The organism is Elusimicrobiota bacterium (assembly GCA_026388095.1).
Classification (GTDB): Bacteria; Elusimicrobiota; Elusimicrobia; order UBA1565; family UBA9628; genus UBA9628.
Genome location: JAPLKL010000009.1, coordinates 15,851 through 28,558, shown reverse-complemented (window position 1 = coordinate 28,558; position 12,708 = coordinate 15,851). Strand labels below are relative to the sequence as shown.

The window sequence follows — 12,708 nt, the reverse complement described above, 5'->3', positions numbered from 1 at the left end:
CGCCAAAGATCTGGTGGGGACTCACTCGGCGGGGTCCCCACCAAAGTTCTGGTGGGGACTCACTCGGCGGGGTCCCCACCAAAGATATGGTGGGAGCCCACTCGGCGGGGCTCCCACCGAGGATTTTGAGTTAATGATAGAATGCTTCTGGCATGCGCGAGCGCGGCTCCAGCGGAGATTCCTATGAGACGACGGCAGCACGCGGACTCCCAGCGCCACCGGGTCTATTGGCTGGTCACTGGCGGGGCCTTCCTGATGGCCTTGGTCTGGCAGCACGTGCAAGCCACCCGTCTGGGCTACCGCGTCGAGAGCGCCCGGCAGCATATCATCGCCATGCGCTGCTCCAACGGGGCGTTGCGCATGCAGTTGGAGACCCTTCTGGCCCCGGCCAATCTCTCCGCCCAGGCCCGGGGCCGTCTGGGCATGTCTCTGGCCACGCCTCAGTCTTTTCGCAGCCTCGATGGACCGACCGCCACAGTGTCGCGGTCAGGCCTCCTGCAGCGTCTGATCTCGCGGACGCACCGCGTCTTGCGGGAGTGGAGAACGCCTGCCCTCCAGGCACGGCGTCTCCTTGGGCGCCGCGCGCTCGCGACCTGAGGCCAGCGCCGTGGACCTGAACGCACGCCTCGCCGCGGTGGCGGGGCTTTGCCTCCTGCCCTTGGCCCCGCTCACCTTCCGCCTGGCCCACCTGCAGGTCATGCAGCACGACCGCATAGAATCCAAGGTCGCGGGAGAGGTCCTGCGCACCATGCAGGAGTCCCTGCCGCGAGCCGATATCCAAGACCGCCGCGGCCGCCTCCTGGCCCAGTCGATCCCGTACTGGTCCTGTTTCGTGGAACGCTCGCGGCTGCGCGACCGTCAAGCCCTGGACGGTGAGCTGGCGCGCCTGCTGGGCCTGCCCAAGACGGAGGTGTCGCGCCGCCTCCAAGGACAGGAGCGCGACCTGGTGGTCAAGAACGACCTCGCATCCGGCGAACTCCTCGCCCTCTCCCAGGCCCGCCTCCGAGACCAGCGGCTCATAGAGCACGGCGTGGGCGTGCGCCTGCGCTACCGCAGGTTCTACCCCAACGGGGAGCTCGGACGCAGCGTCCTGGGGCTGGTGGGGACCGACCAGAACGGCCTCTCCGGCCTGGAGCTCACTTTCGCGGACCGGCTCAAGGGGCGGCCGCGCCGCCTCGCCTACGTCCGCGACGGGTCCGGCCGGGCCATCTACCAAAGCGCGGAGAGTTCAGCCGAATTGCCCCGGCCCCTGCGCCTCACCATCGACCGCGACGTCCAGTTCCACGCCGAGGAAGTCCTGCGCCAGGCCGACAAGCAGTTCCATGCCAAGGGGGGCATGATCCTGGTCCTGGACCCGGACACCTCCGAGATCCTGGCCATGGCCGCGGACCCCGCCGACCCGCTGAGGAACGTCATGGTGCAGGACACCTATGAGCCCGGGTCGACTTTCAAGATGGTGACCGCCGCCGCCGCGCTCAACGAATCCCTGGTCAAGGAGTCCGACGTCTTCTTCTGCGAGAACGGCGCCTATGAGGTCTCGCCCGGCGTGGTCATCCACGACCACGAACCCGCCGGCACTCTGAACCTCCAGGGCATACTCGAGCGCTCCTCCAACATCGGCGCCGCCAAGGTCGTCGAGCGCGTCGGGGCCATGCGCTTCTACCGCTACAGTCGCGCCTTCGGCTTCGACATCAAGACCGGAATCTCTCTGCCCGGCGAGACGGCGGGGGACATGAAGCCTCTGGCCGGCCTCACGCGCGTGGTCCTGGCCGCCTCATCCTACGGCTACGGCATCGGGGTCAGCGCCCTGCAGGTGGCCAACGCGTACAACGCGCTGGCCGGCGGCGGCATGCTCAACGAACCGGCTGTCGTCTGCGACGATGCCGCCCCGGCGGCCGACGAGAGGCCCCTTGAGGGACCCTCCTGCCGCCGGCCGGTCCGCGTGCGCCGGGTCATCTCCGAGGCCACGGCCCGGACCCTGACCCGGATGCTCGAAGGCGTCGTCGAGAGCGGCACTGGGGTGAGCGCGCGCATCCCCGGCTACCGCGTGGCGGGGAAGACCGGCACGGCCCGGAAAGTGGACCCCCGCACCGGCAAGTACTCGACCAGCGCCTACATGGCCTCCTTCGTCGGTTTCCTGCCCCTGAGCCGGCCGCGCTGGACCATCCTGGTCGTCATCGACGAGCCCAAGGGGCAGTACTACGGGGCCCAGGTCTCCGCTCCGATCTTCGCCGAGCTCGGCCGCCGGCTGCTCACCATGGCTGGCGTTCCCCCGGACGCCCCTGTGGCGGCAGAACCCGCCCGCTCTATCCACCTCGCGGCCGCATCCCATCCGTGAAGCTCTCCGATCTGTTGCGCCACGCCGGCGCCGTGCGCGTCGCGGGCCCGTCCGATGTCGAGGTCCAAGACCTGCGCCACGATTCCCGCGCGGTCCGGCCGGGAGACCTGTTCTTCGCGCTGCCCGGCTCCAAGACCGACGGGAACCGCCACGCGCGCGATGCCGTGGCCGCCGGCGCGGTCGCGGTGGTCAGCGAGCTCGAGCCGCCGCCCGCTCCGGTGAGCCTGCCGGCAGCCTGGGTCCAGGTCGACGACGTGGCCCTGGCCATGGGCCGAGTGGCGGACGATTTCTTCGCCCACCCCTCCGGAGCGCTGACCGTCGTGGGCGTGACCGGCACCAACGGCAAGACCACCACGACCTACTTCCTCGAGTCCATCGCCCGGGCCGCCGGCTGCAGACCGGGCGTGGTCGGCACCGTGGACTACCGTCTGGGCGGCCAGACCATCGCGCCCGCCCCCAACACCACGCCGGCGTCCTTGGAGCTGCAGCGCCTCCTGGCGCGGTTCCGCGACTCGGGAGCCTCCTTGGCGGCCCTGGAGGTCTCCTCGCACGCCCTGGCGCTCAAGCGCGTCGAAGAGGTCTCCTTCGACGCGGCCGTCTTCACCAACCTTGCCAGCGACCACCTGGACTTCCACAAGACCCGGGAGGCCTACCTGGAGACCAAGCTCCATCTCTTCGAACTGCTCGCCAAGCCCGGCACGGCCAAGCCCCGGCGCTGGGCGGTCATCAACGCCGACGACCCGGCCGCCCGGGCCGTGCGCCGGGCCGCGGCCGGCTCCGAGATCGTGCTCTACGGCCTCCAGGCCGAAGCCCAGGTCCGCGCCGGCGGTATCGGAAGTTCCGCCGGTGCCGGCCGGACGGATTTCCTTACCGTCGGCGCCGCGGACCTGCAGATGGACGCCCGCGGGACCCGCTTCGACATGCTCTGGGGGGGCAGGCGCCTGCCGGCGCGCATCTCCTTGGCCGCGCAGCACAACGTCTCCAACGCCCTGGCCGCGGCCGCCGCGGCCCTGGTCTTGGGCTTTCCGGAAGAGGCGGTCCTCCAGGGCCTGTCGTCCCTGGAGCGCGTCCCCGGCCGGCTGGAGCCGGTGGAGGCCGGCCAGGAGTTCACGGTCCTGGTGGATTACGCCCACACGGCCGTGGCCCTGGAGACGGTGCTGGGCCACCTCGCCGAAGTCCCGCACCGGCGCCTCATCACGGTGTTCGGCTGCGGGGGGGACCGCGACCGCAGCAAGCGGGGCCCCATGGGAGTAGCGGCCTGCGGCCGCAGCGACTTCGCCGTGGTGACCAGCGACAACCCCCGCTCCGAGGACCCGCTGGCCATCATCGCCGACATCGAGGCCGGATTGCGGACGGCGGGCCTAAAAAATTATAAGATTGAACCGGACCGCGGTCGGGCCATCGCCCTGGCCGTGGGCATGGCCGGACCCGCGGACATCGTGCTCATCGCGGGCAAGGGCCATGAAGCCGTTCAGATCCTCAAGGACCGCGCCGCGGCCTTCGACGACCGGGATGCCGCCCGCGAAGCGTTGCGCAAGCTGGACCAGGCAAGATGAACCTCGACATGACGTGGGCTGAGCTGGCCCGGGCCGCGGGAGGCAAGCTCCTGCGCGGCGACCCGGTCCGGGGCGTCGGCCCCATCTCCACCGACACCCGGACCCTCCAGGCGGGCGAGGTCTTCTGGGCGCTCCAGGGCCCGCGCATCGACGCCCACGACCTGCTCACCAAGGAGCTGGCCGACAAGGCCTCGGGCTGGGTCATGGCCCTGGGCCGGCTGCCGCCCTCCACCGCGTCTCCGGAGCACGTCGTGGTCGTCCCGGACACCCTCAAAGCCCTGCAGGCCCTGGCCGCCCATCATCGCCGGCGCTTCGACATCCCGGTGGTCGGGATCACCGGTTCCAACGGGAAGACGACGACCAAGGAGATGCTCCTGTGCATCTGCCGGCGCGTGGGAGCGACCTGCGCCTCCCCAGGCAACCGCAATAACCAGATCGGCGTGCCCCTCTCCGTGCTGGAGCTGACCAGGGAGCACCGCTACGGCATATTCGAGCTGGCCGATTCCAAGCCGGGCGATATCGCCGAGGTGGCGCGCATCGCGCACCCCACGCTGGCGGTCATCACCAACCTGGGGCCCGACCACCTGGAGTTCTACGGGACCATGGAGAGGAACTTCCAGACCAAGGCCGAGCTCATCGAGGCCCTGGGGGAGGAGGGCAAGGCGGTCATCAATATCGACGACCCCTGGCTGGCCGGGCTGGAGCCCCGCTTGGGCAGCCGGGCCGTGACCTTCGGCACGGACGCGCGGGCCCGGGTGTCCTTGGCCGGCGTTGACGAGTTCATCATCGACCGCCACCGCGTGAAGGTGGCCCTGCGCGCCTTCGGGCGCCTGTCCCGCTACGACGCGGCCGCGGCCGCGGCCGCGGCCTGGGCCCTGGGCATCCCGCCGGAAGCCATCCGTAAGGGCCTGGAAGACTACCGGCCAGGGCAATGGCGCATGGAGCCCATGCGCCACGCCTCGCACTGCTCCGTCATCTTCGATGCCTACAACGCCAACCCGGCCTCCATGCGCGCCGCCATCGAAGCCTTCTGCGCGGAGTTCTGCACGGAGGGGAAGGTCCTGGTCCTGGGCGACATGAAGGAGCTCGGCAAGGAATCGGCGCGGTTCCACAGGGAGCTCGGGGAATGGCTGGCGACCTTGCCCTTGTATGCGGTCTATCTCGCGGGCCCCGAGATGGCGCCCGCTTTCCAGGCCCTGCGCGGCGCCAAGCCCGACTTCCAGGTCCGGCACGGCGCGACTCCCGAGGCCTGGCTCAAGGAGCTGCGCTTCGACTGCGCCAGGGATAAGGCCATCCTTTTCAAGGCCTCGCGCGCCATGCGCTTCGAGGATATCGCCGCGGCCCTCCAGATGCAGGCCATGCCCTGAACGATGCTCCACTATCTAGCCTCCCTGAAGCCCCTCTGGGGGGCGCTCAACGTCTTCCAGTACATCACCTTCCGAGCCGGGGGCGCGGCGCTGACCGCTTTGGCCGTCTCGCTGCTGCTGGGGCCGCGCCTCATCGAGTCGCTGCGCCGGCACAAGATCGGCCAGGTCCAGCGCACGGACGGGCCCCAGAGCCACCTGAGCAAGCACGGCACCCCGACCATGGGCGGACTGCTCATCTTCGTCACTTTGACGGGCTCGGCGCTGCTCTGGATGCGCTGGGACAACCGCTTCACCTGGCTGCTGCTGGGCGTCACCTGCGTCCTGGCCGCGGTCGGCTTCTGGGACGACTACACCAAGCTCGTCCTCAAGGACCCGCGGGGGATCCCCTCGCGGGTCAAGTTCATCGTCCAGGTGGGGGCGGCCCTGGCGGCGGTCCTGTATCTGGCGATCGTCCCGCCCAACGCGCAGTTCGCCACCACGCTCAACGTCCCCTACGCCAAGGAGCTGTTCTGGGACCTGCGCGCCCTCTACTTCGTCCTGGCCGCGCTCATGATCGTGGGCTCTTCCAACGCCGTCAACCTGACCGACGGCTTGGACGGGCTCGCCGCGGGCAGCATCATCTTCTGCGCCATCACCTACGGGGTCTTCGCCTACGTGTCCGGCAACGTCAAGTTCGCCGCCTACCTGCGCATCATCCACGTCGAGGGCGCCGGGGAGATCTCCGTGCTGCTGGCGGCTCTGGTGGGCGCCTGCCTGGGATTCTTGTGGTTCAACTCCTACCCGGCCCAGATGTTCATGGGCGACACCGGGTCCCTCTTCTTGGGCGGCATCATCGCCATGGTCTCGCTTTGCGTCAAACAGGAGCTCCTGCTGCCCATCGTGGGCGGGGTCTTCGTCGTGGAGACGCTCTCCGTCATCCTGCAGATGGGCTCTTACAAGCTGCGCCGGGGCAAGCGCATCTTCAAGATGGCCCCGCTGCATCATCACTTCGAGTTGAGCGGGGTGGCCGAACCCAAGGTGACGGTGCGGTTCTGGATCGTGAGCATCGTGCTCATGCTGGCGGCCCTGGCCTCCCTGAAGATCCGATGAGCTTCGTCCCGAAGGCGTACCGCGGCAAGACCGCGGCGGTCCTGGGCTTGGGCAAATCAGGACTGGCCGCGGCGCGCCTGCTCAAAGCCAAGGGCTTCCCGGTCTTCGTCAGCGACAAGCGCCCCCGCCGGGAGGTCAAGGCCGCGCTCGGCCGCTTGGCCGCGGGCGTCCGCTGGGAAGGGGGGGGCCACAGCGCCCGCCTGCGCCAGGCCGCCTTCGCGGTGAAGAGCCCGGGCCTGCCCTCCAGCGCCCCCGTCCTGGCGGACCTGCGCGCGGCGCACGTTCCCGTCTTCAGCGAGTTGGAGACCGCTTTAGCCTTCTGCGCCGCGTCGGACATCGTCGCCATCACGGGCACCAACGGCAAGACCACGACCACGGCGCTGACCGCCGAGATCTTCCGCCGCGGGCTGCCTCGGGGCCGGCAGGTCCTGACGGCCGGGAACATCGGCACGCCGGTCTCCGAGACCGCGCCGAGGGCCAAGGCCAAGGACGTGCTGGTCTTGGAGGTCTCCAGCTACCAACTTGAGGACAGCCGCTCCTTCCATCCCCGGGCCGCGGCCCTGCTCAACATCACCGCGGACCACGTGGACCACCACGGCAGCATGCAAGCCTACATCGAGGCCAAGGCCAAGGTCTTCGGCGAGCAGCAAGGAGCCGATTTCTGCGTGTTCAACGCGGAGGACCCCTTGGTCCTGAAGCTCTCGCGCCGCTGCCGCTGCCGCCGGCTCTATTTCGGCAGGAAAGGCGCCTACAGCCATGCCTGGGTCGAGGGCGGGAAGATCCGGGTCAAGCTCCCCGGCAAGAAGGAACTCTCCTTCACGCCCCCCTCCCTGCCCGGCGTCCACAACCTGGAGAACGCCATGGCCGCGGTCCTGCTCAGCCTGGGCTGCGGCCTGGCGCCTGCGGCCATCCAGAAGGCCCTCAAGTCCTTCCGCGGCGTGCCCCATCGCCTGGAGGAGGCGGGCTCCGCGGGCGGCATCCGCTGCGTCAACGATTCCAAGGCCACCAACGTGGACTCCACCATGGTGGCGCTGCGCACGTTCACGAAGAAGAACGTCCTGTTGATCTTGGGAGGGCTGCACAAAGGAAGTCCTTACAAGCCGCTGCAGCCGCTCATCGAGTCCGTGGTCAAGGGCATACTGACCATAGGCAGCGCCGCGGCCAAAGTGGAGGATGACCTGAGCGGCTTGGCTCCCATCTTCCCCTGCGGGGACCTCAAGACCGCCTTCACCACGGCCCTTAACATCGGCGCGCCCGGAGACGTGCTCCTGCTCTCGCCGGCCTGCGCCTCCTTCGACCAGTTCCGGGACTTCGAGGACCGCGGCGACCAGTTCAAGGCTCTGGTCAAGGCGGCCAAGTAACCCTTGCGGCGCAAAAGCCCGACCGACTACGCCCTGCTGGCCCTCTTCCTGGTGCTTCTGGTCGGCGGCCTGATCATGGTCTTCTCCGCCAGCGCGCTGTTGGCTGAGAAGAAGTTCGGCGCGCCGTGGTTCTTCTTCAAGCGCCAGCTGCTGTGGGCGGCGTTGGGCCTGGCCGCCATGGGTTACTTCAGTCGCCTCAACTACAACCGGCTCAAGGAGTGGGTCTGGCCGGTCTTCTTCATCACCGCCGTGACCCTCGCAGTCGTGCTGGCGGCCCCGGCCCGGGAGAACGTCCATCGTTGGCTGCCCTTGGGGCCCTTCACTCTGCAGCCTTCGGAGTTCGCCAAGTACACCGCCGTGCTGTTCCTGGCCTATTATCTGGACCGCAGACACTCGCAGGCCGCATCGCCGGTCCGGGGCTTGGTGGTGCCCGGCGTGGTGGTGTCGGTGCTGCTGCTGCTCATCGCGGCGGAGCCGGACCTGGGCACCCCGATATTGATCTTCTGCGTCACGGTCCTGCTGCTCTGGCTGGGCGGGGGGAGGCTCCTCTACCTCCTGGGCGCCGGGGCCCTGGCCGTGCCCGCGGTGGCGCTCGAGGTCTTCCGGCATCCCTACCGGCTGGCCCGCATCGTCCATTATCTCTCCAGCCTGCGCGGCGGCTCCGATGCCAGCTACCAGTTGGAGCAGGCCGTCCTGGCCGTGGGCTCCGGAGGCTGGCTGGGCAAGGGCATCGGAGCCTCCCAACTCAAGCTCGGCTACCTGCCGACCCCGCATACGGATTTCATCTTCCCGGTGGTCTGCGAGGAGCTGGGCCTGGTGGGCGCGCTGGCGCTCCTGGGGATCTTCGCCGCCCTCCTGGTGCGGGGCTTGCGCGTGGCCCGGGCCGCGCCCAACCTCTTCGGGTCTTTGCTGGCCGCAGGCATAACCCTCACCATCTGCCTGCAGGCCTTCATCAACGCCTGCATGTCCATCGGGCTGCTGCCCACCAAGGGCATGCCCATGCCCTTCATCTCCTACGGCGGCTCCTCACTGCTGGTGACCATGTCCGCGGCCGGCGTCCTGCTCAACATCTCGCGCCAGTCCTCGCTGCAATCGCGCTACACGGCGCATGGGCCGCCGGCCGTTCCCAAGGAGGGCCCTTGGCCGGGCCTGGCGAGGCTGCGATGAGCGCCCCGCGGCGCATCCTTATAGCGGCCGGAGGGACCGGCGGCCATTTCTATCCGGGCCTCGTCCTGGCCCAGACCCTCATGCAGCGCGGCTGGCAGCCGCTGATGCTCGTGCGCGTCGGAGACCCGGCCCTGCCCAAGCTCGAGGCCGAAGGCATCCCGGCGGTGCCCCTGGATCTGCAGGGCCTGGACCGTCGTCCCGGGCCCGGCTGGGCCGTGTTCGCCTGGAAGCTGGCCCGCGCTCTGCGCCTGGCCGGCCGCATCCTGCGCGACTTCCAGCCGCACGTGGTGGTCGGGACCGGGGGTTATCTGACCTTCCCGGCCGCCTTCGCGGCCCGGCGGCGCGGCGTGCCCTGCGCGGTGCACGAGTCCAACTCGGTGCTGGGCCTGGCCAACCGCGCCAGCGTCGCCTTGGGCGCGGCGCTCCTGCGCGGCCTGCCCGCTGCGCCGGGTGAGGCGGCCGGGACGCTCACCGGCACCCCGGTGCGGCCCGCGCTCTGGTCTGCGGGGGACGCCGCCGCGGCCCGTCGGGAGCTGGGCCTGGAGCCGGGCCTGCGCACCGTCATGGTCTTCGGCGGCAGCCAGGGCGCCCGCGGCATCAACCAGGCCGCGCCGGCGGCGCTGGCCGAGACCGCATCCACCGTCCCCGGCGGGCTCCAGGTCCTGCACCTGGCCGGCAGCAAGTCCGCCGCGGAGGTGCAGGTCCTTTACGAACGAGCCGGGTACCCTGGAGGGCGCGCCAAGGTCCTGCCCTACTTGGACGCCATGGAGAAAGGCTACGCCGCGGCGGACCTCGTGGTCTGCCGCGCCGGAGCCAGCACGGTCGCGGAGCTCGCCGGACTGCGCAAGCCCGCCATCCTCGTGCCCTATCCGCACGCCACAGGACGCCATCAGGACGCCAACGCGGCCCTGCTCGCCGCGGCCGGAGCCGCCCGGGTCGTGCCGGATGGGGAACTGGACTCGCGCCTGGCCGGAGAACTGAGGGCCGCGCTGGCCTCGCCGACCGCCCTGCGGGAGATGTCCGGCGCCTACGGGGGGCTGGGGCTGCCTTGCGGCGAGGCCGCGGTGCAGATCCTGGCGGACGCCGTGGAAAGGATATCCCAACCATGAAACGATACCGCATACTCGTCACCAACGACGACGGCATACACGGCCCGGGCCTGCGGCCCCTGATCGCGGCCATGCAGGACCTGGGGACCGTCGTGGCCGTGGTCCCGGACCAGGAGCGCTCCGCGGACAGCCACAGCCTGACCTTGCACAAGCCCATCCGCGTCTACCGCATGGCCGAAGGGATCGTCACGGTCACCGGCAGTCCGGCGGACTGCGCCCGCTACGGGGTGCTCAGGGAGATGAAGGGCGCGGTGGACCTGGTCGTCTCCGGGATCAACCACGGCTACAACCTCGGAGAGGACATCATCTACTCCGGCACCGTGGCCGCGGCCCGGGAAGCGCGCATCCTCGGCCTGCCCGCCGTCGCCTTCTCCCAGGACCCGGGCCAGCGCTCCTACGAGGCCTCGGCCGGCTACGCCCGGGACTTGGCGCGGCAGGTCCTCAGACGAGGCCTGCCCCCGGGCGTCATCCTCAACGTCAACTTCCCCAGAGCCAGGCCGGCGGGGTTCCGGGGCGCGGCGGCCGCGCGCCTGGGCCAGCGCATCTATTCGAATTGCATCAGCCGGCGCTCGGACCCCCGGGGGCGGACCTACTACTGGCTGGGCGGCAGCCGGGCGCGCTGGGTGAAGCTCCCGGGCACTGATGTGGCCGCGGTCGCGTCCGGCCGCGTCTCGGTGACCCCCCTGCACCTCGACCAGACCGACCGACCCATGCTCGGCGTCCTCAAGGGATGGTCCCTCTAGGACGCGCCTGCGGTATCGGAAGTTCCGCAGGTGCCGGCCGGACGGATTTCCTTACGGCCGGCGCCGGCGCGGCGCTCTGTGCCGCACTCTGGCTCACCTGCGCAGCTCAAGCCCAACAGGCCTCCACGGCCGCCGCCGTCACGGTCTCAAGCGAGACCGTGGTGGCGATCCTGACGGCGGTGTGGGATATCCGCCTTGACGGGCCGGTCGGACAGATCATCGCGCGAGATGGTATGGCGGCTCCGACCGCCGCGGTCCGCGAGAGCCTGCGCGGCGACATAGTCATGGGCAACCTGGAATGCCCCGTGACTTCCGGCGGGATCCGGGTCATGGGCAAGACCTGGACCTTCCGCGCGCCGGCGCGCAACCTGGAGGCCCTCAAGGCCGCCGGCTTCAACCTGCTCAACATCGCCAACAACCACGTGATGGATTACGGCCCCAAGGGCTTCCGCGACACTTTGGCGGCCCTGGGAAAAGAGGGGTTGCCGTTCATCGGAGGCGGGAAGGACCGTTCCGAGGCGGAGCGGCTCCACATCGTCACGGTGCGAGGCCTGCGGGTGGGACTGATGGGATTCACTTCCACCTTCCCGGAATCGGCTTGGGCCGGGCCGCGCAGGCCGGGCGTGGCCTACAGCGACTACGACCGCGCCGGAGGGCTCATCCGCGAGGCGCGCTCCCGCTGCGACGTCCTGGTGGTGGTCTTCCACGGCGGCACCGAGAAAGCCGACGAGCCCAACGACGTGCAGAAGGCCTTCGCCCACCTGGTCATCGATTCCGGCGCCGACCTGTTCATCGGCCACCATCCGCATGTCATCCAGCCGATGGAGCTCTATCAAGGCAAGCCCATCATCTACAGCCTGGGGAACTTCCTCTTCGTCTCGCCGACCCCATCGACGCGCCTGACCGTCGCGGCCCGAGTCCGACTCACGGCCCAGGGAGTCGATGGGATCGACTTCCTGCCCTTGGACACGAACTGGGGGCGCCCCATCCCGGCCAACGCGGCCCAGCGCGAGGAGCTCCTGCGCGCCTTGGACCGCTACGGGGCGCTCGGCGCCCAGCCGCAGCGGTTCCAGGTCGTGGGACGATAGTTCCCCTATTCCTCGGGGATGGACAGGCTCTGGCGGCAGGCTGGCAGCAGGTCATGGGAATGCCCGCGCAGGCAGCTCTCCAAAGACTTGGGCTGGGCCTTCTCATCGTTGCAGAACATCCCGATTTCCACGGCGCAGGCCTGACGCAAGGCCTCCCAGTCGCGCTTGGCGGCCTTGGCGCGGCGGGGCTCAGCCGCGGCCGCGACGGCGGGAGCGCCGCTATTGACCGTGAAATAGGCCGCGAACGACACGTCCTGCGCGGAGGTATGCAGAGGGCCGAGGCTCTTGAGCTCCTGGCGCAGGCGCTGCAGCAGGACCGCCTCGGGCTTCGCCTGCCCGGCGGAGACCTCGAAGTCGGGCAGGGCTGCGGCATGCAGAGTCACCTGCACCGTGACCTGGCAGTCCCGCCCGCTTTCGGCCAGCACGCTCTGGGCCTTCTTGAGCACCCAGCCCGCATAAGTGCCGAAGGTCTGGCTCGGGACGTTCTTATCGACCACGGCAGCCGCGGTGAGCAAAGCGACCCGTTCGAGCACGACCTTGCCGCCGCCGGCGGCACGCGCCTCGCTGAAGGCGCGGTCCAAGGCGCCCTCCTTGAGGGCCGGCGAGTCCGCAACCGCGGGCTCCAGGGCCCCACGGCCGCCGATGAGCCGCAGGAACCCGAAGACGATGAGCAAAGTGGCCAACGCGATGCCCAAAACGACCATTTGGGGAACCTGGATCCGGACCGGCTGCGGGACGACCGGGCCGCCATTCAGCAGCGGCGCGTGACAGCTGGGGCAGGACACCGCATCATCGGGATTCTCGTTGTTGCATTTCGGGCAGCGCATGGCCTGTCTCCTAGGCGGTCCGTCCCCGCGGAACCGGCCCCGGGGCACGAAGGGCTCTGCCAT

At 69.7% G+C, this 12,708-nt stretch carries 11 protein-coding genes; 10 read left to right on the top strand and 1 reads right to left on the bottom strand.

Annotation, left to right across the window (positions count from 1 at the left end):
- Positions 1-183: 183 nt before the first annotated feature.
- The 10 genes from NTY77_02545 to NTY77_02500 are packed head-to-tail and all read left to right on the top strand — an operon-like array spanning position 184 to position 11,818.
- A complete protein-coding gene (locus tag NTY77_02545) occupies positions 184-597 on the top strand; it encodes a hypothetical protein (GenBank protein ID MCX5794361.1) in 414 nt (137 codons plus the stop codon).
- A 10-nt stretch (positions 598-607) separates the two neighbouring features.
- A complete protein-coding gene (locus tag NTY77_02540; protein MCX5794360.1) occupies positions 608-2,338 on the top strand; it encodes a penicillin-binding protein 2 in 1,731 nt (576 codons plus the stop codon).
- On the top strand, positions 2,335-3,894 hold the full coding sequence (locus NTY77_02535) for a UDP-N-acetylmuramoyl-L-alanyl-D-glutamate--2,6-diaminopimelate ligase (GenBank protein ID MCX5794359.1): 1,560 nt from the start codon (positions 2,335-2,337) through the stop codon (positions 3,892-3,894). Before NTY77_02540 ends, NTY77_02535 begins: the two co-directional genes overlap by 4 nt.
- Positions 3,891-5,261, top strand: a complete 1,371-nt coding sequence (locus tag NTY77_02530; protein ID MCX5794358.1) for a UDP-N-acetylmuramoyl-tripeptide--D-alanyl-D-alanine ligase — start codon at positions 3,891-3,893, stop codon at positions 5,259-5,261. Before NTY77_02535 ends, NTY77_02530 begins: the two co-directional genes overlap by 4 nt.
- A 3-nt stretch (positions 5,262-5,264) precedes the next feature.
- The gene (gene mraY, locus NTY77_02525; protein ID MCX5794357.1) at positions 5,265-6,350 is read left to right on the top strand and encodes a phospho-N-acetylmuramoyl-pentapeptide-transferase; all 1,086 of its coding nucleotides are present in this window, start codon (positions 5,265-5,267) and stop codon (positions 6,348-6,350) included.
- Complete coding sequence (gene murD, locus NTY77_02520) at positions 6,347-7,711, top strand: UDP-N-acetylmuramoyl-L-alanine--D-glutamate ligase (GenBank protein ID MCX5794356.1); 1,365 nt, start codon at positions 6,347-6,349, stop codon at positions 7,709-7,711. The genes mraY and murD overlap by 4 nt, the downstream gene beginning before the upstream one ends.
- A gap of 3 nt (positions 7,712-7,714) precedes the next feature.
- Positions 7,715-8,878 (top strand): putative lipid II flippase FtsW, encoded by a 1,164-nt coding sequence (gene ftsW, locus NTY77_02515; protein ID MCX5794355.1) that lies wholly within the window; start codon positions 7,715-7,717, stop codon positions 8,876-8,878.
- Positions 8,875-9,987 carry a UDP-N-acetylglucosamine--N-acetylmuramyl-(pentapeptide) pyrophosphoryl-undecaprenol N-acetylglucosamine transferase gene (locus NTY77_02510; protein MCX5794354.1) on the top strand — a complete coding sequence of 371 codons (1,113 nt, stop codon included), beginning with the start codon at positions 8,875-8,877 and terminating at the stop codon, positions 9,985-9,987. The genes ftsW and NTY77_02510 overlap by 4 nt, the downstream gene beginning before the upstream one ends.
- Positions 9,984-10,730 (top strand): 5'/3'-nucleotidase SurE, encoded by a 747-nt coding sequence (gene surE, locus NTY77_02505; protein ID MCX5794353.1) that lies wholly within the window; start codon positions 9,984-9,986, stop codon positions 10,728-10,730. Before NTY77_02510 ends, surE begins: the two co-directional genes overlap by 4 nt.
- On the top strand, positions 10,718-11,818 hold the full coding sequence (locus tag NTY77_02500; protein ID MCX5794352.1) for a CapA family protein: 1,101 nt from the start codon (positions 10,718-10,720) through the stop codon (positions 11,816-11,818). Before surE ends, NTY77_02500 begins: the two co-directional genes overlap by 13 nt.
- Positions 11,819-11,823: 5 nt before the next feature.
- Here NTY77_02500 and NTY77_02495 read toward each other — a convergent pair whose 3' ends face one another.
- Entirely contained in the window at positions 11,824-12,645 is an 822-nt protein-coding gene (locus tag NTY77_02495; GenBank protein ID MCX5794351.1) for a zinc-ribbon domain-containing protein, read from the bottom strand.
- Positions 12,646-12,708: the final 63 nt, after the last annotated feature.

Bases quoted from the DNA above. Each gene is read 5' to 3' on its own strand.
- NTY77_02545 (MCX5794361.1), top strand. From the start codon at position 184: ATGAGACGACGGCAGCACGCGGACTCCCAGCGCCACCGGGTCTATTGG.
- NTY77_02530 (MCX5794358.1), top strand. From the start codon at position 3,891: ATGAACCTCGACATGACGTGGGCTGAGCTGGCCCGGGCCGCGGGAGGC.
- mraY (MCX5794357.1), top strand. From the start codon at position 5,265: ATGCTCCACTATCTAGCCTCCCTGAAGCCCCTCTGGGGGGCGCTCAAC.
- murD (MCX5794356.1), top strand. From the start codon at position 6,347: ATGAGCTTCGTCCCGAAGGCGTACCGCGGCAAGACCGCGGCGGTCCTG.
- NTY77_02510 (MCX5794354.1), top strand. From the start codon at position 8,875: ATGAGCGCCCCGCGGCGCATCCTTATAGCGGCCGGAGGGACCGGCGGC.
- surE (MCX5794353.1), top strand. From the start codon at position 9,984: ATGAAACGATACCGCATACTCGTCACCAACGACGACGGCATACACGGC.
- NTY77_02500 (MCX5794352.1), top strand. From the start codon at position 10,718: ATGGTCCCTCTAGGACGCGCCTGCGGTATCGGAAGTTCCGCAGGTGCC.
- NTY77_02495 (MCX5794351.1), bottom strand. From the start codon at position 12,645: ATGCGCTGCCCGAAATGCAACAACGAGAATCCCGATGATGCGGTGTCC.